The following is a 22,089-nucleotide window of genomic DNA, read 5'->3' on the forward strand; positions in this document are numbered from 1 at the left end:
CAAGGGTAGCAATAAAGCCAGCGCCTTGATAGCGTTGGCCGAGCACGCCTTGCTGTGGCGGCCCAGTTAGCCAAGCATGGCGCCGCAAAAGAGCGTTAACAATAGCCAGAATGCCGACCGATAGTCGCTAAAAACCATGTGCAGCGCGTTTTTTTGTGCCATTCTTAGGGCTATGAATATGCCGCTCAAATTCGACCAGCGCCTAAAGCAGGGTTTTGCTGACTACCAGCCACACACCTTTAGCTCAGACGGGCTGCAAGCCGCCGTGTTGGTGCCCTTGATTCTGTACCCGGAACCCTCAGTCTTGTTAACGGTGCGCGCTGCACACCTCAATAGCCATCCGGGCGAAGTGTCGTTTCCCGGCGGTATGGTCGAGGCCATCGATCGCTCGCTGGCGCACACGGCCTTGCGGGAAACCTTCGAAGAGATCGGGCTTGAACCGGCCCGCTTTGAGGTCATCGGTGCCTTATCGACTACCCTGTCCAAGAACGGCGTTTTGGTGCACCCGTTTGTCGGTCTGGCCGAATCGGCCGACGGCGCCCAGCCCAGCCCAGATGAAATAGCGGAAATATTTACCGTACCCTGGTCTTTTTTTGCCAGCCAGGCGCCCCAGATGCAGGTCACCCACCGGCACGGTATTGAAATTCAAATCCCGCACTTTCACTATCAGGGCAAGCATATCTGGGGTTTAACGGCGATGATTTTACTCGAATTGATCAATCTGCTCGAAGGCAGCCAGTGGCCAACGCCCGACTTTGCCAGCGCCAATGTGCCGGTTATTGGCTAACATGGCTGCACCCAGAGCAGCCTGATGGGTAATGGGTAATGGTTAATGGTTAATGGTTAATGGGTAATGGGTATTGGGGAATGGTTAATAGTTAATAGTTAATGGTTAATGGATGTTGGCCCAGCCCGCCCCGCTGTCGGCCACCGACCGGGGCCTATACCGGATAAGGACCGCGTACTTGTAAATGTCAGAAAGACGAATGATGGTACTGGTGGCCGCGTTAGAGCGGCACCAGGACAGCGAACGAAAAGTGGTCCAAGAAGCCATTGTCGGGCAGGGCGCTGTCCCGGTCGGCTTGGCCTATCCTGCTATCCCCGCCAATTACATTCATAAACTCAATCTGCACGCGATGGCCGACGCCGATTACGTTTTGCTGCTGATCGGCACCGAATACGGCCCGCTAACCGAACGCGGCGTTGGCTTTATTCATACCCTCTATAATACCGCCCAAGCCACCCGCAAACCGGTTCTGAGCCTAATTTACCGCGGCGAGCGCAGCAGCAGGGATCCGTTTGAACAGAAGCGGCTCGATGGGCTGATCAGCTCGCTCACCAGTGGCCTAATCTATTACTGGCACGACGCCGACAGTCTGCGCGATGCCGTCGAACTGGGACTGGAGCAGCTGTTTGAAACCTACCCCTCTTTGGGCTGGCTCAAGGCCGATCTTCAGCCGCTGCTGAAGGCCATTAACCCTCAAGAAGATCATCTGGTCCGGCAATTACGTAACCAAATCCGTCAACTGGAGCACAGGCTCAAAGTGTTGGCCAGCCAGGATGACGGGTCCGCGCTCAGCTTTGCTGCGGACCATCGGCCCTGGCGGGTCGCTTACCAATGTAATGCCTTCCGAGAGGGCCGACTCAAACCCTTTGACGGGGTCTTGGCTATGGATTTAGCAGAGGTCTTTCAATGGACCTCGGCCACCCTGTTGTCACCGACCAGTGAGACGCGCTTGCGCGCTCTGGTCGCCAGCCGATTGCATGAGCGAGTGCTGCATCAGGCCAAACGCGCCTGGAGTGGTAGCCATGCCGTGTCCGATATCCGCATCGATCAGGCCTCGTTTGACGAATTGAAAACGCGCTTGCGGGCCTTGGGGCTGATCAGTTTCGACCACCACGGTCGCTGGCAATTGACCGACAATGGCGAGCTGATCGCGCTGCAACGCTAGGGCTAGCGGCGCAGGTCGGCGCGCCAACGCCGGCCTATCATCGGGTCTCGACAAAGGCCAGGCTCAGCGCCCCCAAACCGAGTTGCAGCGCACTGGATAGCGCCATCATCGAGTAGAGCAGGGTGCCGCCCTGCTGGCGAATCTGCCGGTGCATGGCAGTGAACATTGGCTGCTCGCGCAGGTGCGCCAGGTCGCCGGCATAGCTAAGATTAACCAAGGGTTTGCTCAGCCGGGCGCGCATCAGGCGGTCATGGGCGAAGGCCAAGAAATCATTTTCGAAATTGGCGTTAGCACGCGACTGAACCCAGTGGGCCCCGTCGCTATCAAGTTGAAAGATCGGCCGGCGAGCCGTTAGTTTGAGTTGTTGCCGACGCAACCAGCCAAGCTGGTAGGGCGGTTTGCGCAGCATGGCAGTGTCAAAAGCCCGTTGGCCGGGCTGCACAAAGGTGGTTAACGAGACTTTAAAGCCATCGAGCGACTGTTTCAGTTGGTCTACGCTGTAGCCCTTACGGCCGAGCAGGCGCAACGCCTGGTGCAGAACCAGGCCATAGCCGGCATAACCACTTTGGCTGTCGAGTACCCGGACCCTAAAGGGCCGAACCAGGCGGGCGGCTTGGCGCAAGGCATCAATCTGGGGCTGCGTTTGGGTCAGGGTTGCTCGCACGCTGGGCAAACTGAGACTGAGCGAAGGGTGGGGCGTCACTATTAACAGTTGGTCGTATTGGTAGGGCAAGTTGGCCGTCAGGGCATCCGCTGGGCCATTGCTGTTAATCCCAGGGTAGAAAGGGCCGTTATGGTTAGAGTCAGGGTTAAGGTTTTGCGCAGCGATATGCGGGTCATAAGGGCGCTCGACTTTGGCCCGCTGCTTGGCCGAGGTGGGCCGGTAAAAAGCTTTGCTGGCGGCCACGTCGCGCTTATCGACCAGGGTCTGGTTATTCAGCATCAGGCTGTTGGGCACTAGCGTGACCTGGCAACTCTGATACCAGGGCGTTGGTAAATCACAGCTTGGGTCCACTAAGATTCCAACAGTCATTGGCTATTAGTCCACGGTTTTCTCACGGAACTCACACAGGTCTTCGATCAAACAGCTACCACATTTAGGCTTACGAGCGGTGCAGGTGTAGCGGCCATGGAGGATCAACCAATGGTGCGCGTCGAACAAAAACTCCTTGGGCACTAGGCGCATCAACCGATGCTCGACCTCGAGCACATTCTTACCCGGCGCGATGCCGGTGCGATTGCTAACCCGATAAATATGCGTGTCCACCGCCATGGTGGCGTGGCCAAAGGCGGTATTGAGCACGACATTGGCGGTCTTGCGGCCCACGCCGGGCAGGGCTTCAAGCGCCGCTCGATCGTCAGGTACCTCGGATTGATGGTCGCGGATCAACAGCTCACACAGGCGGATGACATTCCTAGCCTTGGTATTGAATAGGCCGATGGTCTTGATATAGGCCGATAGGCCCTCGACGCCCAAGGCGGCGATGGTCTCCGGCCGGTTGGCGACCGGAAAGAGCAATGCCATGGCCTTGTTGACACTCTTGTCGGTGGCCTGTGCCGACAAGACCACGGCGACTAAGAGCTCAAAGGGCGAGCTGTAATTGAGCTCGGTTTTCGGCTCCGGATTGGCGGCGCGTAAGCGGTTAAAGATTTCGCTGCGCAGGCTGCGATTCATGCTGGAATCCCCCTCAGTGGACCGCGCCGGTGACGCGCACGCGTTTGCTGCCGGCGACCCCGGTCTCGTGACCCTGTTGGCGCTGGCTGACCCAGTCATCGATCACATTTTTCAAGGCAATTAACAGTCCCAGACCGACAAAGGCGCCCGGTGGCAAGACGGCAAAGAGGAAGTTGGGGTAGTTGTCAAAAACCTGCAACTCCCAAGCGCGCGCCGACTCACCAAAAATCAGATGCATATTGGTAAAGAGCGTGCCCTGGCCGATCACCTCGCGCATGGCGCCCAAGAGCAACAAGACCAACAGAAAGCCGACCGACATCGAGAGGCCATCGAGGATCGAGGGGATCAGCGGGTTCTTGCGGGCAAAGGCATCGGCGCGACCGAGAATAATGCAGTTGGTGACGATCAGCGGGATAAAGATACCCAGCACCTGATAGAGCTCGTAGGTAAAGGCCTGCATCAACAGCTCGGCACAGGTTGTCAGTGAGGCGATAATCATCACAAAGGCCGGCAGGCGAATCGAGTCGGCGACATAGTTGCGAATCAATGAGACCGCGGCGTTGGAGCCCACCAACACGGCCAGGGTCGCCAAGCCCAGACCTAGGGCATTGACCACGGTGCCGGTCACGGCCAGCATTGGACACAAGCCAAGCAGTTGCACCAGCGCCGAGTTATTAGTCCAAAGACCGTTATTTATCAGGGTTTTTGAGTCAGGGCTCGCGGCTTGTGTCATAGGGTAGGCTCCAGCAGGGCATCGGCCAGCAGGCGGGTTTTATTCAATTCAAAGAACTCCAGGCCCTGACGCAGCGCCGTGACGATGGCGCGCGGGGTGATGGTGGCGCCGGTCAGTTGATCGAATTGGCCGCCATCTTTTTTAACCTGCCAAGCGGCGGGTAATGGCTTGGCCAATGAGCGGCCATTGAACTGCAGGATCCAATTCGACTTCTGCAGTTCAACCTGATCGCCCAGGCCCGGTGTCTCTCGGTGCCGGGTCACGCGGGCCCCGATGATGGTGCCAGTTGGGCTGATACCGACAATCAGGCGAATCGCTTCACTGTAGCCTTCCGGCGCCACCAAGGGCAGCAAGATCGCGTCGACCTGGCCCTGATCGTTGATCGCTCTATAGTAGAGCTCATCGCCGGCGATGTGCAGCAACGTTAGATCGGTCGCCTCGATCTGGTCGAGGCTGCGAGCGCTGTTGAGTAAGGCCTCGGCCGCATAACCGTCGGGCAGGAGCGACAAGAGTTGGCGCGCTTCATAGGCACGTTCATTGGTCTGAATAGTGTCCTGGGTAAAGAAGTTTGTGACGCTGATCAGGCCGGCGGTAAAGCAGGCGAAAATCGCCAGGCCAATAGCGGAACGGCGAATCGATTGGCTCAGCGTGGTTGGGCTATTGGGCTCAGTCATCGGCTTTAAATCCCTTGATCGGTTTGTTCTGGCCATAGACCCGCGGCCGGGTGTAATGGTCGATCAGCGGCGCGGCAAAGTTCATCAGCAGCACGGCAAAGGCCGTGGCATCGGGGTAGTTGCCCCAGGTGCGAATCAGGTAAATCAACAGGCCAATACCGGCCGCATAATAGAGTTTGCCCCTATTGCTGGTGGCCGCAGAGACCGGATCGGTGGCGATAAAGAAGGCCGCCAACATGGTTGAACCGGCGAACAGATGCAAGCTTAATGGCACATGCACATCGGCATCGGCACTGAAAAACAGCGCCATAAAGCCCAAGGTGCCGAGCAGTGCCACCGGTATATGCCAGCTGATCACCCGGCGTACCAGCAACAGCACACCGCCGGCTAAGAAGGCGAGATTGACCTGGGCCCAACCGACCGAGCCGAGCGGCCCGAACAGCGGATTGGCGGTCAGTTCGCTGGCCGTCAGCCGACCGATATTGAGCTTGTAATAGTCCAGCGGCGTGGCGCCGGTCAGGCCATCGAGCACCAAGCCGGGGTCGCCAAAGATCACCATCAGACTGGTCATAAAGGAACTGGGCTGTTCGACATTGGCCCAGCGGGTGGTCATCAAGACCGGTAGCGAGACCAGCAACAGGGCGTAGGACACCATGGCCGGGTTAAAGGGATTCTGGCCCAGGCCGCCAAACAGCTGCTTGCCGAACAGGATGGCCAGGGCGGCGCCGAGCACCGTGACCCACCAAGGCGCGAGCGGCGGCAAGGCACAGGCCAGCAAGGCGGCGGTGACCAAGGCCGAGCCATCGCGCAGGAAGAAGCCAACCGGCCGTTTACGCAGCGCCAGCAGGCCGGCCTCAACGGCCAGTACCGTGGCCGAGGCCAAGAGCAAATTGATCAAATAACCCCAGCTGAAGTAATAGATCAGAGCCGCCAAGCCGGGCACCAGGGCCGCCAAGAGGGTAAACATCATCTTGCTGACGGAATTCTGCCCCACCGTATGGGGGGAACTAAGGGTCAACATGGCGAGGTCCTGTTCTGCTTCATGGTTGGGTGTCCGCTGCCGCCCGGGCGGTTTGATAGGCCGCCTCAGTCGAGAGATATTTTTCTTCCAGCTTGCCGGTCGCCCTCTGCAACGCATTAACCATATCGGGCGCGTTGACTTCGGCCTCGGCCAGGCGAGCCGCGGCGCTGGCAAACTTCGCTTGGCTGGCCTGTGCCGCGGCGGCCAATTCCTCCAGGCTTAGGCTGGCCGGCGGCGCACCGACTAGCGGCTTTTTCGCCGCGACCCGCTCCAGCGTGGCCGCGATCAGCTCATTGGTCTCGCTGCCGGCTTGGCCTTCAGCGCCGGTCTTGGCGGCTAATGCCTTAGCAGCCGTGGCTGCGCGCAATTGGCGCTTGGCCTCTTTCTCGGCCTGTTCGCGCTCGAGCCGGTTTTGGCGATTTTCAAAACGAATGCGCGCCCGTTCGGCATTGCGCGTGGCTTCATTTTCTTGCCGAATCTCGCCCTTGGCGTAGCGGAAGTACTGCACCAGCGGAATGCGACTCGGGCAGACATAGGCGCAGGCCCCGCATTCGATACAGGCATCGAGGCTGTGTAACTGCGCCGCATCCAACTGCCGGTTCTTGGCCGCCCAGAGCATCTGTTGGGGGAGCAGAGAGACCGGGCAGGATTGTTCGCACAGGCCACAGCGGATACAGGGGTTATCGGGCAGAGCTGGCGGCAGTTCCTTTTTGGTCGGTACCAGCAAGCAGTTAGTGGCCTTAACCACCGGTGCCTGTAGGTCCGGCACGGCAAAGCCCATCATCGGACCGCCCATGATGACGCGATCGGCCTTGGCCATCTGCACACCGGCGTGCTGCAGCAGTTCCTCGATCGGCGTGCCGATCAATACTTGATAGTTGCCCGGCTGGGCCACTGCGGCGCCGGTGACGGTGGTGACCCGAGCGATCAGCGGCTCATCGAACACCACCGTGCGATAGACCTGTGCCAGGGTACCGACGTTTTGGCAGACAATACCCAGATCGCTGGGCAAGCCAGCGTGCGGCACCTCGACCCCCAGGACCAACTGAATCAGTTGTTTTTCACCCCCGGAGGGGTATTTGGTCGGCACCACCGCCAATTCAATCGCCAGCTGTAACTGCTCGGCGGCTGCCTTAAGGGCCGCCATGGCCTCGGGCTTGTTGTCTTCGATGCCGATTAGGATGGTTTTGGCCCCCACCAGCCATTGGCAGATTTGGGCACCGCGCAAGATATCCTCTGCCTGTTCGCGCATCAGTCGATCATCGGCGGTGATATAGGGTTCGCACTCGGCGGCATTGATTAGCAGGGTGTGGATCTGCGCCTGGCTATTGCGGTATTTCACATCGGTTGGGAAACCGGCGCCACCCAAGCCGGTCACGCCACCGGCGCGGATTCGCTCGATCACTGCCTCGGTGCCTTTGCTGCGCCAATCGGACCAGGCCTGCTGTGGCCGCCATTGCTCCAAGCCGTCGCTGTCGAGCGCGATAGCCGGTTGGCTAAAACCGGAGTCGTGAGCAAAGGCGTGCGCCTCGATGGCACCGATGGTGCCGGAGGTGGGCGCGTGAATATTGGCCGACACCCGGCCCGCGGCTGCGGCGATCAGGTCACCCTTGAGCACGTGCTGGCCGATCTGTACATTCGGCTCAGCGGCAGCACCCATATGCATGCTTAACGGCAGCCAAAGCCTATCCGGTAGCGGCAGGGTGGCAATCGGGGTGGTGTTGGATTCACCCTTGTGTTGCGCCGGATGGATGCCGCCGGGAAAAGACCCGATATCGATCACCTTGATGTACTGAGATCCTCTCATGCGGCACTCTTATCCATGGCGTTGAGCAGCGGGTTTTTATCGCTGGCAATCAGCGCGCCGGGCTTATCGACATGCCAGCTGCGCAGGGTGGTAGCAACCGGCACCATATCGATACAATCGACCGGGCAGGGTTCAACACAGAGGTCGCAGCCGGTGCATTCGTCGGCGATCACGGTGTGCATCAGCTTGGCTGCGCCGAGGATGGCGTCGACCGGACAGGCCTGAATACACTTGGTGCAGCCGATGCACTCGGGCTCGCGAATCACAGCGACGGTGCGAATGGCCTCGACGCCGTGTTCGGCATCCAAGGGCATGACCTCGACATCGAGCAAATCGGCCAGGGCGACAATAGTGGCTTCGCCCCCGGGGGGACACTTATTGATGTCCTCACCCGCGGCGATGGCGGTGGCGTAGGGCCGACAACCAGGATGACCACATTGGCCACATTGGGTTTGGGGTAACAGGTTGTCTATCTGATCGACAATCGGGTTGCCTTCCGGCTTGAAGCGGATGGCGGCAAAACCGAGCAGCGCCCCGAAGACGGCCGCAAGCAAGAGGAGGGTTAGTACCGCGCTCAGCATCTTAGCCCGCCACCAGTCCGGAGAAACCCATAAAGGCCAATGACATAATACCTGCCGAGATTAGGCCGATAGCGGCACCCTGGAACGGCTTGGGCACATCGGCCAGATTGATGCGCTCGCGCATGGCGGCAAAGAGCACCAAGACCAGTGAAAAGCCCAGCGCCGCACCGAAACCATAGAGAAAGCTCTCCATTAGCGAGTTTTGGCGGCTGATATTGAGTAGGGCGACGCCCAAGACGGCGCAATTGGTGGTGATCAACGGTAAAAAGATGCCCAGCACGCGATACAGCAGCGGGCTGGTCTTGCGCACCAGCATCTCGGTAAATTGCACCATAAAGGCGATCACCAAAATAAAGCTGATGGTCTTGAGATAGGTTAGGCTGAGCGGGACGAGCAGGAAGGTATAGACCACATAACTGGCGACCGAGGAGAGCGTCAGCACAAAGGTCGTTGCCGCCGACATACCGACAGCGGTTTCAAGCTTGTTGGACACGCCCATAAAGGGGCATAGGCCGAGGAACTGCACTAGCACGAAGTTATTCACTAACACCGTGCCAATAAGCAGTAAAATGTATTCAGTCATCGCTAAACAGGGTCTTAAAAATTATCGGCCTATTATCCGGCGTTTTGATATAGCTCACAAGGCGAGTTTAGGTATTTTTAATGCCTTTTCGGCCTAATGTACTCGCTCAATGACCTAGATTAAATATTAGCCAAGTTGTACAGGCTCCTCTGGTGCCAATAAGAGCAGCCATTGGCTGCCCTGTGGATTGAGCAGCACGCATCCAACCTCAGGCTGGCCCGACAGCGCGGGTACACTATCATTACACCAGCGGAAGCGATCCCGCTGGTGTAATTAGGGTCGGCCGGGCGGTCGGGCTAGCTGATCTTGGTGCCCGGTGGGGTGGCACTATTGCCTTCCAGTATCCACAATTCCTGGCCATCGCCGGCGGCCAGAACCATGCCTTCGGACATGCCGAAACGCATCTTGCGCGGCGCCAGGTTGTAGACCAGAACCAGGTTTTTGCCGAGCAATTCTTCCGGCTGATAACGGCTCTTGATACCGGAAAAGACCTGGCGGGTTTCGCCATTACCGACATCCAATTGCAGCTGCAGCAGCTTATCGGCGCCTTCGACATGATCGGCCTGGATCACCTTGGCCACGCGCAGGTCAATCTTGGCGAAGTCATTAAAATCGATCACCGAGTTGTCCTCAGTCGCGGCCGGTTTGGTGCTTACCTTGGCCTGCTGTGCCGCGGGCTTGGCCGCTTTTTTGGCGGCTGCTGTGGTTGGCTCTGGCTCGGCCGCGGGTTGACCGTTTTCAATCAGGGTATCGGCCTTGCTGTCTGCCAATAGCGCCTCGATCTGGCTCATGTCGATACGTGTCAGCAAGGGTTTGAAGGCGGCGATTGCGTGGCCGGTCAGGGTCTGGTCGGCATCGGTGAAGTTCAGGCTCTTGACCTGTAAAAAGGCCACCACCTTGGCATTGAGCTCGGGCACGATCGGGCCCAGGTAGATGGTGATCAGACGGAACAGATGGATGCCCATGGAGCAAACATCGAGCACTTCCTGAGCCTTACCGTCGACCTTGGCCATCGACCAGGGTGCCTGGGCTTGAATGTATTCATTGGCGCGATCGGCCAGGGCCATAATTTCGCGCACCGCCTTGCTGTATTCACGCTTCTCGAACAGCGCTGAGATCGAGCTGCCGGCGGCAACAAAGTCGGCCAGCATCTGCGGCTCGGCCACGGTGGTCGACAAGCTGCCACCGGCCTTATGGACAAAACCGGCACAGCGGCTGGCGATATTAACGACCTTGTTGACCAAGTCGCTGTTGACCCGTTGGGCAAAGTCTTCCAAGTTCAGGTCGATATCTTCCACGCCGGCACCGAGCTTGGCGGCGTAGTAATAGCGCAGATATTCCGGGCTCAAGTGCTTTAAATAGGTCTTGGCCATAATAAAGGTGCCGCGCGACTTGGACATCTTTTCGCCGTTTACCGTGACATAGCCGTGGGCGAAGACGCCATCGGGGGTCTTGAAATTGGCGCTGCTGAGCATGGCCGGCCAAAACAGGGCGTGGAAATTGATAATGTCCTTGCCGATAAAGTGGTACAGCTCGGCCTGGGCGCCTTTGGCCCAATAGGCGTCGAAGTCGAGCCCGTCGGTGCGATCGCACAGGTTCTGGAAGCTGGCCATATAGCCGATCGGTGCATCGAGCCAAACATAGAAGTACTTGCCCGGTGCATCGGGAATTTCAAAACCGAAATAGGGCGCGTCGCGGCTGATATCCCAGGCTTGCAGACCAACATCGAGCCATTCGGCCAGCTTGTTGGCGACGCTGTCCTGCAAGGTGCCTGAGCGGGTCCAATCTTGCAGCATGGTTTGAAACTGCGGCAGATCGAAAAAATAGTGCTCCGAGGCCTTTTCAATCGGCGTCGCACCGGAATAGACCGAGCGCGGATCGATCAGCTCATTGGGTTCGTAAGTGGCACTGCACTTCTCGCAGGCATCGCCATACTGATCCACTGCCTTGCACTTGGGGCAGGTTCCGATCACAAAACGATCGGCCAGAAAGATCTGTTTTTCCGGGTCGTAGAGCTGCTGGATGGTCTTAACCTGTATATGGCCATTGGCCTTCAGTCGAGCGTAAATCAGTTCCGACAGCGCCTTGTTTTCACTGGAGTGGGTGCTGTAATAGTTGTCATGGCCGATCAAGAAGCCTTCGGAATCGGCCTTGTGGTCGGCATTCATCTTCTTGATCCAGCTTTCTGCGCTGGTGCCTTCCTTCTCGGCGCGCAACATCACCGCCGTGCCGTGGGTGTCATCGGCACAAACGTACATGCAGTGGTTACCCATGCTCTTCTGAAACCGTACCCATATATCCGTCTGGATTTGCTCCATCATATGCCCCAGATGTATCTGACCGTTGGCATAGGGGAGGGCGCTGGTAACGAGAATTTTGCGTGGGGCACTCATACGATGGTGTTTTCCTATAATAAGGTGTGACGAAAATAGGTGGCGCTAAAAACTGCAACCGAATCAGTGATTTGAGTCGATTTGCCAGGCTGCCCATACTAACGTAACCGACAAACCGCGTCATCCTTGCATTGGGTTGCCTTTTGCTGAGGGAAGCCAGACAATTGGTTGGAATTTATAACATTGAAATTAAAGGAGCTAATTTTGATTATTCCCGTCTTACTCGCCGGTGGGGTGGGCAGTCGCCTGTGGCCCCTGTCACGCGAACTGTACCCGAAGCAGTGTATTAACCTTTTTGATCCGCTAAAAAGCCTGATTCAGCAGGCCGCCGAACGCGCCCAAGCCGTTGGTATTGATGCGGCGCCGATCGTGGTGTGCAATGATGAACATCGGTTTTTGATTGCCCAGCAAATGGCCGATCTGAATATCACGGCCGATATAGTGCTCGAGCCGGAAGGAAAAAATACCGCGCCGGCTATCGCCCTGGCCGCCTTTCAAGCCTTGTCCCGAGATGCCGAGGCGATGTTGCTGGTGTTACCGGCAGACCATGTTATTCGCGACCATCAGCTTTTTGGCAGCGCCGTCGAACAAGCCGTTGAACTGGCCCAGGCCGGGAAGCTAGTCACCTTCGGCGTGCAACCGACCTACCCAGAAACCGGTTACGGTTATATTCAGGCGGTGGACAAAGGCGTCGTGAGCGTGGTGCAGGCCTTTAAAGAGAAGCCCGATGCCGCCACCGCCCAACAGTATTTGGATGCAGGCGGCTATTACTGGAACAGCGGCATGTTTGTCTTTGGCGCCCAGCATTATCTGGATGAGCTTAAGCTGCTGGCCCCGGCCATCTATGCGGCCGTGGCAGAAGCCTTCGCCGGCCGGCAACCGGATCTCGATTTCGTCCGCATCGACGCCCAAGCCTTCGCTCAATCGCCCGCCGATTCGATCGATTACGCCATGATGGAAAAAACCACCCAGGCCATGGTGGTGCCCTATGCCGGCGACTGGAACGATATTGGCGCCTGGGCGGCGCTCTACGACTTGAATGAGAAGGATGCCGATAACAATGTGCTCAGTGGCGATGTCTTAACCCATGAAGCACAGGGCAACTATATTCGGGCTGAAAGTCGTTTGGTGGCGGTCATTGGCGTCGATGATCTGGCCATTGTCGAAACCAAGGACGCCATCGCGGTGGTGCCCCGCCACCGGGCGCAAGATGTGAAGTTTATTGTCAACCAACTCAAGGCGCTTGGGCGCAGCGAACACGAGGTCCACGCCAAGGTTTACCGACCGTGGGGCTCGTATGAGGGCATCGATAACGGCGCGCGCCATCAGGTAAAAAATATTCGCGTTAAACCGGGTGAGAAAGTTTCGGTGCAGATGCATCATCATCGCGCCGAGCACTGGATCGTGGTCAGCGGTTCGGCCAATGTCACCATCGGCGAGACCACCCAGCTGTTAACCGAAAATCAGTCGGTCTATATACCCGTGGGTGTTGTTCACGCATTGGAAAACCCGGGTAAAATCCCCTTAGAGCTGATCGAGGTGCAAACCGGTTCGTATCTCGGTGAAGACGATATAGTGCGTTTTACCGATCGTTACGGGCGCAGCTAAGTAAAATAGGGTAGTCTTTGAGTTTATTAATATTAGAAGCAGCGTATCTCTAATTTGGGGTGGGCTGTTTTTTTTACCTCTAAATAACTCAAAGGTTAAATTCAGCGATGTTTGGCAGTCGGATGGTTACCACATGAGCGCGAACACACAGCCATCAATGCGGCTCTCGCTGCAGCGCTTAAGCGCCTTTATGCTCTTGATGGTGCCGGTGTTGGCGGCTTATTTCTGGGTCAAGCCGGTACCAGCGCCAGTCTTTTTAACGCCCACGGCGCAGGTGTCGAACGATGCGGTCTGGCAGGAAAGCCGTTTTGATCAGCCCGAGGTCCGGTCGGTACACGCGTCCTTTGTGGTCAATTTACCCGATAATACCCAAGGCGTATTTTGGTTTGGCGGTAGCCGCGAAGGCCATCGCGACGTCCAGATCTATCGCGCCCTGATGCAAGACGGCCAGATGATTTCCGCGCCACAAGCGGTCTTGTCGGCATCGATGCTGGCCGACCTGTCAAGCCGCTATATTAAGAAACTCGGCAATCCGGTGCTCAGCTTCGTTAACGATACCCTCTACCTCTGGGTGGTTAACGTTAGTGTCGGCGGTTGGGCCACGGCTCGGGTCGATCTGCTCGCCAGTGAGGACCTGGGTGCCAACTTTGGCTATCTTAAATCGCTGCGCATGAGTCCCTTCTTTAACCAGAGCACCCTGGTCAAGACACGACCGGTGCCGATGAGTCAGGGTCTATTGCTGCCGGCCTATTTTGAGATGAATCGAATGGACCCGGTGATGATCTATTTCGATGCCGATATGGCCATTCGCTCCAGCCATACCCTGGCGATGGATGCGATTCAGCCGGTGGTGGTGGTCGACAGCGATCAGACGGCGAACGTCTTCGCGCGGCCTAACGACCAGGGTTTTATCCAGAACGGTCAGTTCCAACTCGATTCAGCGGCCTGGCAAGGCGCCAACCTGGCGGACATGAGCAACGCCTCATCGGACCTCTCCATCGTGCGGTTGTCGGCGACCAACCTCCTGATGGCCCACAATCCGGCGCCGGATCGCAGCCTATTGTTGCTCAGTCTGAGTCAAGACAACGGGGCAACCTGGCAACGCGTTAAGGTTATTGAACAGACCAGCGGCGAGCGCTTCTCCTATCCGTCGATGCTATTAGATGAGGGCGGTTTCGTGCATTTGAGTTACACCAATAAACGCAAATTTATCAGCTATATTCGCTTTAGTATTGCCAGCCTGAACCTTGCGGCGGTGCTGCCATGACCACCGTCTATGCTTACTTGTCACTCTGGCTGGTGCTGCTCGCCTGGGCCAGTTGCGCCTTTAGGGCTCATTCACGAGCGCGCTCAATCGGCCTGGTCCTGGTCACCGTTGGGCTGTTTGCCCCCCTCTTTGGCGGTAAATCGCTGCTGTTTTACCTCTATGGCGCCTTCGATCTGGTGTCCTTGGCGCTGGTGTTTTTTGCTCTGTTGCGGCTATTTAATGTGCGCACCAGCGCAAGCCGAATTTTATGGCACGGCCTGGGCTTGTTTAATGTGCTGGTGATCCTCACTTATCTACTGGGCTACACCGGGCTATTTGAGTTTGGCTACCAAGCCATGGCCCTATTTCTATTGGTGCCGGTGATCGCGCTGGCGGCTTGGTATTTAGACCGAGCGATAATGCTCTGGGTGCTGGTCGTGTTGTTGGCTTACCAGTTGGATATCAGCCAGTCTGGCAACCTGATGTCGCTGTTCAGCGACGCCCTGTTTTTGGTGGTCTATTTAATGGCGTTACTGCTCAGTGGAATCGCCTATCTGCGTCAACGTCTTAGCCCGGTTCGATAAACAGGGCCTATAGACAGCGTCGATCAACAGGCTATTGCTAGGTAAACGCTGCTTGATGAACGCAAATGGTTAAAATGCACTCGTTAAAAATTTGTAAGGAAGATTAGTCGTGGAATCAGTTAAGAACATTATCGCCGTCGCCTCGGGCAAGGGCGGCGTGGGTAAAAGCACCACCGCAGTCAACTTGGCCCTTGCACTGCAAGCCTTAGGTCATAAGGTTGGCCTACTGGATGCGGACATCTATGGCCCGAGCGTGGCCATGATGCTGGGCGTGGCCGAGGGAACCAAGCCTGCCGTGCAGGATGAGAAGTTCTTCATGCCGGTGCTGGCGCACGGCTTGGCAACCATGTCGATGGCTTACTTGGTCAATGATAAGACCCCCACGGTCTGGCGCGGCCCAATGGCCTCAGGCGCCTTGCTGCAGCTGTTAACTCAGACCCAGTGGGGTGAGCTGGACTATTTGGTGGTCGATATGCCACCCGGTACCGGTGATATCCAGTTAACCTTGGCGCAAAAGGTTCCTGTAACCGGTGCGGTGATCGTGACCACACCCCAGGATATAGCCCTGCTCGATGCCCAGAAGGGTATCGCTATGTTCCAAAAGGTCAATATCCCGGTCTTGGGTATAGTGGAAAACATGGCGGTGCATATCTGCAGCCAGTGCGGTTACGCCGAACACATCTTTGGCGAGAACGGTGGCAGCAAGTTGGCGCAGGATTTTGATGTCGCGCTATTGGGGCAACTGCCCTTGAGTTTGGACATTCGACTGCAGATGGATCAGGGCAATCCGCCGGTCAGCCAAGATCAAAACAGTGCCGCGGCGCAGCTCTATATTGATATGGCGAAAAACACCCTGGTGGCGATTGAAGCGCTCGATGATCAGTCGGGCCCGGACATTAGCTTTTCATAGCGTTTGGATCTGGTTGGTGGTGTGTTTTGTGACAGCATCGGCCCATAAAGCGTGCCAGCGCAGGTCAATCCTGCGCTGGTGGCGGGTAGGGCTAACTGGCTTGACCCGTTAGGCCTTTACAATTCCATCCTGGGTCCAAGTACTCTTGGACCGCACCGTCTCCTGCCGAATGGCATTGTTCTTGCGCCAAATATCCGGCTGCTCATAACCGCGTTTATGATCCAAATGCATAAAAATGGTGCTGTAGCGTATTTGCTTGGATGTGAGGCCCTTATTCCACAGCCGTTCACCCAACTCACGGTCCAGCCCGCCATACTGCATCTGTTCATTGAAACCATTGACCGCTTTTAGATCATCGGTCCAGGTGGAGCTATTGGCGCCATTCCAGGTGGCCTTGGTCGGGGTCAGCCAATTCATCAAACGTTGGTAGGCCGGGTTGGTGCGTAACTTGGCCATCTTGAAGGACTTGGGTTGGCCCTGTGCTATTAACCAATCGGGCTCAAACAGCCTGCCAGCGCTTATATCTGCTTGGCTGACCAGATTGGACACCGCCATATTGAGCTTAAAATAGCCGGCCGATAAAAAGCCGTTAGCCTCGGCGTGGTCGTAATGGACCTGCACCAGATTGGCCATCGGTACGCAGTCGCCATCGGTAAAGATCAGGTAGTCGCAGTCGGTCTCGGCAATCACCTTGTTGAGGATTTCGCATTTGCGAAAACCCTGGTCCTCGTGCCAGAAGTGTTCGATGCTCAAGCCACTGTCGCGCTGATAGCCTTCGATCAGCTCGCGCGTCGCCTCGGTAGAGCCATCATCGGCAATCAGCAAGGTGAAGTCTTGATTCGTTTGCGCCGCCCAACCCCAAAAACACTTTTCCAGCCAGGCTGGGTTATTGTAAGTGGTAATCACCACGCCAATCTTGTTCGGTTTATGCACCACAAAAGTTTCCAATTTTTTAACAGTGCCATCATTGTAATGGACGCTTGAGTCTGCAGCTACGGTCAAAGGGAACTCATTGTTCTATCGTCAGCCAAAGGATGTATTCGCCGCATTAGAATTCACCCGACAAAGGACGTATGATCTTGTACTTTGAACTGGGTTGGTCGCCGACCGATACTCAGTTTATCGACCCATACCGCTGTTCCGCTGTTCCCTTGCCAAGGCATCGTTTAATGAAAGCAAAGTTTAACCACCTGATTCGCTTGGTGTTGTTGTTGGTGGTACTCACCGGCGCCGTGATGAGCCTAAATATATCGGCTTACCAGCCCAGCGGTGGCAGTCTTGCCTTGGTTTATCTGCCCCTGGCCCTGCTTGGTCAGGCGTTTATATTGAGCCTTTTGCTCGGTTTGCTGTTGTGGCCCTTCAGCCTGTTGCCGGCGGGCTGGTTCAACCGACTGTTCGCCCTGACCGGTGGCATTCTGGTGTTTCTGCTCGCTGTCGACTGCTGGGTGTTTTCGGTTTATCGGTTTCACATCAATGCCTTCTTTATCAAGATGTTTTTTACCGACCTGGCGGGCATGGGCATTGGGCAGGGTTTGCTGTTTGGCGGCTTGGCTGCGTTGATGGTTACCGTGGGGCTGATGTTAGGTTTGGCGACACTGATTAGCCGCTATCGTTGGTTGATGCGGCCGATGCGGACCTTCTGGGTGCTGTTGCTGGCGACATTCGTCGGGCAGGGCATTCACGCCTGGGGTTACGCCCACAATATGAAGGCCATCGTCAGCCTAACCCATACCATTCCCTGGTACACCCCGGTAACCGCGACGACCGATATTAAGCAATGGGGGCTCTTCAATGAGGCCCTGCTTGAGGAGAACCTCAACCTGGACGTGGCCAATGTCACCGGTTTTCGCTACCCGGCACAACCCTTGAACTGTATTGCGCCGACCGGCGCGACGCCATCCGCACGGCCCAATATAGTAGTTGCGGTACTCGAGAGCTGGCGCTTTGATCGGATGTCGGCCGAGGTAACACCTAATATAGCCGCCATCGGTGACGAGTCCTTGGTATTTAGCAATCACCTGAGTACCGGCACGGTGACCGACAAGGGCATGTTTGGCCTGGTCTACGGCGTATCCCCGGTCTATTTTAATACCGCCGTGGGTGCCGGGCGGGAAACCACTATTATTCAAGCCACCAAGGCCTTGGGCTACGATCATTGGATACTGGCGAACCAAGATATAGAGGTGAATAAGCTCGATACCCTGCTGTTTAATGGTATCAAGCCGATTCAGTCGCTGCCGAAGGGGGCTGTTTATGAGGGCGACCGGCAAGTGGTGCGCCAATTCGAACAGCTCTTGACCCAGAAGTCCGCCGCGCAACCCTTCTTCAGCCTGATGCTGTTTAATTCGTCACACTTCCCCTACTGGACGCCGCCGGACATGGACTTGCCGTTCTTGCCGGCTGAGCGTTTTGCCATCTCCAAGGCAAACGATGCGACCGACCCCACGGCCTATTTTAATCAGTACTCCAATTCTCTCTACTATCTCGATAGTTTGGTTGGTGAGGTTCGTCAGAGCTTGATAGACCAAGGCGAGTGGGACAACACCATCCTGGTGATTACCGGCGATCACGGTGAAGAGTTTGCCGACCAGGATCAGGTATTTTGGGGGCATGGCAGCAACTTCAGTCGTTATCAGACCAGCGTGCCCCTGGTGATTCATTGGCCGGGCAAAAGCGCCAGCCTGGAATATCGAACCTCGCATGAGGATATAATGCCAACGCTAATTACCGAAGCGCTGGGCTGTGATGTCGCACTGAATAGCCTGAGCACCGGTTATTCCTTGTTTGACGACAACGACCGGGTGTTGATGGTCGAAAGCTATGTCAATCAGGCGGTTATCGTGGATGATAGCGTCAGTGAGATTCTACCTGGCTTTGTCTTGAGCTATAGCCTGGACGATATTGACCAGCCCACCAAGGCGTCGGCCGCCAGTTTAGTGGGTATTCAGGCAATCTACGATCGCTTCCGCTAGAGGGCCTTCTTAAACTGCAACACCAAGGCAATGCTGGCCGCCAGGGCCACTGGTATGGCCGCCGCGAAGAACTCAGGCAGGTTGATGGTGCTGGCCAGCGGAGCAATCAAGGACTGGATGAGATTAAAGCTGATCGCCAGCATCAGCCCGATAAAGATCCGCGCACCGGTCGACGATTGGCGCAGCGGGCCAAAGATAAAGGTAATGGCCAACCAGATCAGCGCCAAGCTGAGCACCGGTTGCAGAACCCGTTGCCAGAATTGCAGGCGGAAGTTGTCATCGCTCAGTTGTTGGGCCGACAGATAGTTGGAATATTCAAAGAGCTTAAAGACCGACAACTTGGCGTCCGGTGAGGTCAATAACCAGAGCAAATCCGGCGTGAGATTGGTATCCCACGGTTCACTCTGGCCGCTAAATTCGTTCTGCCACGCAGCGCCCCTCTGATTGGTATAGCGAGCCAAGCCGTTAAACTGCCAGTCACCCGCATCGGTTAGGCTAATGGCATCGAAGCTGTCGTAGATCATCGCATCAGTCAGCGTGTTGTACTTCACAGAGAACCCGGCTGCGACACTGCCATCCTTCTTAACGGCCTTGAAGAAGTAGTAGGTGTCCTGATCCCGATGCCACACACCGTATTGAGTTGAGCCCTGTGCCGCGGCCACGTTGCGCAGTTCATAGCCCTGTTGATCGAGCTTGGGCACCAGACTCTCGCCGATGGCAAAGGCGAGAATAAGCCAGACGATGGGGCCATAGAGGGTGCGCGCGATAATCTTACCCTTCGATAGACCGGTCGATTCGATGATTACCAACTCTCGGTGATCGGCCATGGTACCGAAGGCAAACAGCACCCCAATCAAACAGATGTAAGGAAAAAAGGCATACAGCCGGCCGGGCGTGGTGAGGGTAATAAACCAAAAGGCCTGTTGGGCCTGATAGGCGCCATCGAGGCGATAATTCAATTCATTGAGTAGGGCCATTACATAGTCGATCAGCCCGATGGCCACCAGGGTGACGAAGATCGCCATAAACATCGACTTAAAAATATATTTACTGAGGATCATCGGGTTCTTCTCAAGCGAAAGGTCAATTGGGGCCAGAGGATTATAAGACCCGCCAAGGCCAAAAACAGCAGATGCACCCACCACATGGCGGTAAAGTAGGGCGCCTGACTGCGATAGACCGGCCGAATCGATCCGCTCAACATCACGGTATAAACCGAATAGGCAATGATGGCCGGTAACACCATGGTAAAGCGACCTTGCCGAGGTTTGGTACGCGCAAATGCTAAACCCAGGATGGCCAGCACTAGGGCGATCAGCGGAAACAACAATCTATAGATCAACTCGGTGATATTCCAGCGGGTGTCCTGAGCCAGAAGCTCTGCATTGGTCATCAGATGCGCCTTATTGGGTTTGCCTTGCGGCTGAGGCGAGGAGATTTGTATCGATTGGCTCTCAAAGGTCGATCTGCTGCTATTGCTATTGTTGTTATCGTTTCCGTTCTCGTTATTGCTGCCGCTGCCGGGTACGCCGATAAATTGGATGCCCTGGTTGAAGCGAAAATACCGCGCCTTATCGTCTTGGTTTTGGATCAGGGTTGCCGAGTTCGACCAGATAAACTGCATGCGTGCCGGGTCACCGAAGAATAAGCCGCTTAGGTCACCCTGATCGGACTGGCCTTCAACATAGAGAATTTTACCGTTCTTATCGATGTCATTAAATTCACCGGTCTGGATTAGATCGTAGGAGGTTTGGGCCGCCAAAATGCGCCACATCTCATCGGCCTTGGATGAACTGAGGGGCGCCAACCAGAGCATAATGGCCCACAGGATTAGGGTTGTTACCGCTGCCGGCACCAGCACCCCTATATAGAGCACTCTATTAGGTACACCAGAGGAGATCATTGCGGTGATTTCATTTTCGCTGTAGAGCTTGCCGATGCCGAGAATCACGCCCAAATAGAGACCGAGCGGTAAGACTTCAGCCAGATAGGTCGGCATATTTAACAAGAGCACGGTAAACACTTCCGAGCCAATGCCATTTTCGACGGCTCGTTCAAGCAAGCGGATAAAGCGGGTGGTGCTGAATAGCGCCAGAGCCACGGCCGTGACAGCCAGGGTCGGCAGGGCAATGGCCTTGGCCAGGTAGCGATACAGTATAAACATAGAGTCTGGCGTTGAAACCTAAGGTGATAAGAGACGATTTTAGCGGCCTATTGGGCAGATTCATAGTGCTCAGGCGTTAAGGAAGCCGGGTTAGGGTTGCCTAGGTCCGCGCCGTACCCTAAGATCCTCCCTCTAAAATCCGCTGTTAGAGAGCTTTATGACAATATTGGTAACAGGTGCTGCAGGTTTTATTGGCAATGAATTAGCCCTTCATCTGCTATCAACGGGAAGCCAGGTCGTCGGGATAGATAATCTGAATGACTATTATGATGTTCAACTGAAGCAAGATCGGCTTGCTCGTTTGGCTTCATTCGAGAACTTCACCTTTGTTAAGATGGGTATTGAAGATCGGACCGCGGTAACGGCCTTGGCCGACAAATACCATTTTGAGGTAATTTATCATCTAGCCGCCCAGGCCGGTGTGCGTTACTCGATTGAAAACCCCGCCACCTACATCGACTCCAATCTGGTTGGTTTTGCCAATATTTTAGAATTGGCACGCCAGCATGAGGTTGAACATTTGATTTACGCGTCATCGAGCTCTGTTTATGGCGAGAATGAAACCCAGCCCTTTTCCGAACATCACGCAGTGGATCACCCGGTATCGCTCTATGCTGCGACAAAAAAAGCCAACGAAGTGATGGCGCACTCTTATAGCCATCTTTACGGCATACCCACAACCGGCTTGCGTTTCTTCACGGTGTATGGGCCTTGGGGACGTCCCGACATGGCGCCGTTTTTATTTTCCCGCGCTATTTTGCAGGGCACCCCGATTAAGATATTTAATCATGGCAATATGGAACGCGATTTTACCTATATAGACGACATAGTTCAGGGAATAGTTGCCGCCGCGGGTGCGATCCCGGTGCGTTCGGTTAAGCCGACCAAGCTTTCACCTGCCAACAGTGGCGCACCTTACCAGGTGCTGAATATCGGCAATTCACAACCGGTTAGGTTGATGGACTTTATAGCTGCATTGGAAAAGGCATCTGGCATGGAGGCGGAAAAAATTTATATGGATATGCAGGCCGGTGATGTTCCGTCGACCTATGCCGACGTCAGTCTCATTCAAGAAAAGACAGACTATAGGCCGACAACGGATATTCAAACCGGTGTCAACGAAGTGGTGAAATGGTATCGACAATATTACAAAATATAACCTAGAGCCCATCAGCCTAATTAGGAT

20 protein-coding genes are annotated in these 22,089 nt (G+C 55.8%); 8 read left to right on the plus strand and 12 right to left on the minus strand.

What is annotated here, in order from left to right; translation table 11 throughout:
* Positions 1–178 precede the first annotated feature (178 nt).
* Both REIFOR_RS07120 and REIFOR_RS07125 read left to right on the plus strand, forming a co-directional pair.
* Entirely contained in the window at positions 179–787 is a 609-nt protein-coding gene (locus REIFOR_RS07120; protein WP_158524314.1) for an NUDIX hydrolase, read from the plus strand.
* Positions 788–971: 184 nt separating this feature from the next.
* The gene (locus REIFOR_RS07125; RefSeq protein ID WP_145980252.1) at positions 972–1,952 is read left to right on the plus strand and encodes a DUF4062 domain-containing protein; all 981 of its coding nucleotides are present in this window, start codon (positions 972–974) and stop codon (positions 1,950–1,952) included.
* A 37-nt stretch (positions 1,953–1,989) separates the two neighbouring features.
* Here REIFOR_RS07125 and REIFOR_RS07130 read toward each other — a convergent pair whose 3' ends face one another.
* The 9 genes from REIFOR_RS07130 to metG form a co-directional block, all read right to left on the minus strand.
* Positions 1,990–2,985, minus strand: a complete 996-nt coding sequence (locus REIFOR_RS07130) for a hypothetical protein (RefSeq protein WP_145980253.1) — start codon at positions 2,983–2,985, stop codon at positions 1,990–1,992.
* 6 nt (positions 2,986–2,991) lie between these two features.
* A complete protein-coding gene (gene nth / locus REIFOR_RS07135; RefSeq protein ID WP_100256906.1) occupies positions 2,992–3,627 on the minus strand; it encodes an endonuclease III in 636 nt (211 codons plus the stop codon).
* Positions 3,628–3,640: 13 nt separating this feature from the next.
* On the minus strand, positions 3,641–4,360 hold the full coding sequence (locus tag REIFOR_RS07140) for an electron transport complex subunit E (RefSeq protein ID WP_100256907.1): 720 nt from the start codon (positions 4,358–4,360) through the stop codon (positions 3,641–3,643).
* On the minus strand, positions 4,357–5,034 hold the full coding sequence (gene rsxG / locus REIFOR_RS07145; protein WP_158524315.1) for an electron transport complex subunit RsxG: 678 nt from the start codon (positions 5,032–5,034) through the stop codon (positions 4,357–4,359). The genes REIFOR_RS07140 and rsxG overlap by 4 nt, the downstream gene beginning before the upstream one ends.
* On the minus strand, positions 5,027–6,055 hold the full coding sequence (locus REIFOR_RS07150) for an RnfABCDGE type electron transport complex subunit D (RefSeq protein ID WP_100256909.1): 1,029 nt from the start codon (positions 6,053–6,055) through the stop codon (positions 5,027–5,029). Before REIFOR_RS07150 ends, rsxG begins: the two co-directional genes overlap by 8 nt.
* 19 nt (positions 6,056–6,074) lie before the next feature.
* Positions 6,075–7,862, minus strand: a complete 1,788-nt coding sequence (gene rsxC, locus REIFOR_RS07155) for an electron transport complex subunit RsxC (RefSeq protein WP_100256910.1) — start codon at positions 7,860–7,862, stop codon at positions 6,075–6,077.
* A complete protein-coding gene (gene rsxB, locus REIFOR_RS07160; RefSeq protein ID WP_100256911.1) occupies positions 7,859–8,443 on the minus strand; it encodes an electron transport complex subunit RsxB in 585 nt (194 codons plus the stop codon). Before rsxB ends, rsxC begins: the two co-directional genes overlap by 4 nt.
* Before the next feature lies 1 nt (position 8,444).
* Complete coding sequence (gene rsxA / locus REIFOR_RS07165) at positions 8,445–9,026, minus strand: electron transport complex subunit RsxA (RefSeq protein ID WP_100256912.1); 582 nt, start codon at positions 9,024–9,026, stop codon at positions 8,445–8,447.
* A 296-nt stretch (positions 9,027–9,322) separates the two neighbouring features.
* Entirely contained in the window at positions 9,323–11,419 is a 2,097-nt protein-coding gene (metG, locus tag REIFOR_RS07170; protein WP_100256913.1) for a methionine--tRNA ligase, read from the minus strand.
* A gap of 201 nt (positions 11,420–11,620) precedes the next feature.
* Between metG and REIFOR_RS07175 the strand changes: the two genes are divergently transcribed.
* The 4 genes from REIFOR_RS07175 (at position 11,621) to apbC (ending at position 15,767) form a co-directional block, all read left to right on the plus strand.
* Entirely contained in the window at positions 11,621–13,027 is a 1,407-nt protein-coding gene (locus REIFOR_RS07175; RefSeq protein ID WP_145980324.1) for a mannose-1-phosphate guanylyltransferase/mannose-6-phosphate isomerase, read from the plus strand.
* A 133-nt stretch (positions 13,028–13,160) separates the two neighbouring features.
* Positions 13,161–14,294, plus strand: a complete 1,134-nt coding sequence (locus REIFOR_RS07180; protein WP_100256914.1) for an exo-alpha-sialidase — start codon at positions 13,161–13,163, stop codon at positions 14,292–14,294.
* Positions 14,291–14,857, plus strand: coding sequence for a hypothetical protein (locus REIFOR_RS07185; RefSeq protein WP_100256915.1), 567 nt, complete (start codon positions 14,291–14,293; stop codon positions 14,855–14,857). Before REIFOR_RS07180 ends, REIFOR_RS07185 begins: the two co-directional genes overlap by 4 nt.
* 109 nt (positions 14,858–14,966) lie before the next feature.
* Positions 14,967–15,767, plus strand: a complete 801-nt coding sequence (gene apbC, locus REIFOR_RS07190; RefSeq protein ID WP_100256916.1) for an iron-sulfur cluster carrier protein ApbC — start codon at positions 14,967–14,969, stop codon at positions 15,765–15,767.
* Positions 15,768–15,875: 108 nt separating this feature from the next.
* Here apbC and REIFOR_RS07195 read toward each other — a convergent pair whose 3' ends face one another.
* A complete protein-coding gene (locus REIFOR_RS07195) occupies positions 15,876–16,769 on the minus strand; it encodes a glycosyltransferase family 2 protein (protein ID WP_227003791.1) in 894 nt (297 codons plus the stop codon).
* Positions 16,770–16,936: 167 nt separating this feature from the next.
* On the opposite strand from REIFOR_RS07195, the gene REIFOR_RS07200 reads away from it, so the two are divergent.
* Complete coding sequence (locus REIFOR_RS07200; RefSeq protein ID WP_158524316.1) at positions 16,937–18,739, plus strand: sulfatase-like hydrolase/transferase; 1,803 nt, start codon at positions 16,937–16,939, stop codon at positions 18,737–18,739.
* On the opposite strand, the gene lptG is transcribed toward REIFOR_RS07200, so the two are convergent.
* Together lptG and lptF are read right to left on the minus strand one after the other, a co-directional pair.
* A complete protein-coding gene (lptG, locus tag REIFOR_RS07205) occupies positions 18,736–19,800 on the minus strand; it encodes an LPS export ABC transporter permease LptG (protein ID WP_100256918.1) in 1,065 nt (354 codons plus the stop codon). The genes REIFOR_RS07200 and lptG overlap by 4 nt on opposite strands.
* Positions 19,797–20,903 carry an LPS export ABC transporter permease LptF gene (gene lptF / locus REIFOR_RS07210; RefSeq protein WP_100256919.1) on the minus strand — a complete coding sequence of 369 codons (1,107 nt, stop codon included), beginning with the start codon at positions 20,901–20,903 and terminating at the stop codon, positions 19,797–19,799. The genes lptG and lptF overlap by 4 nt, the downstream gene beginning before the upstream one ends.
* 157 nt (positions 20,904–21,060) lie before the next feature.
* Here lptF and REIFOR_RS07215 point away from each other — a divergent pair, with 157 nt between their 5' ends.
* On the plus strand, positions 21,061–22,062 hold the full coding sequence (locus tag REIFOR_RS07215; protein ID WP_100256920.1) for an NAD-dependent epimerase: 1,002 nt from the start codon (positions 21,061–21,063) through the stop codon (positions 22,060–22,062).
* Positions 22,063–22,089 lie beyond the last annotated feature (27 nt).

Origin of the sequence: Reinekea forsetii, assembly GCF_002795845.1 — a bacterium.
Lineage (GTDB): Bacteria > Pseudomonadota > Gammaproteobacteria > Pseudomonadales > Natronospirillaceae > Reinekea > Reinekea forsetii.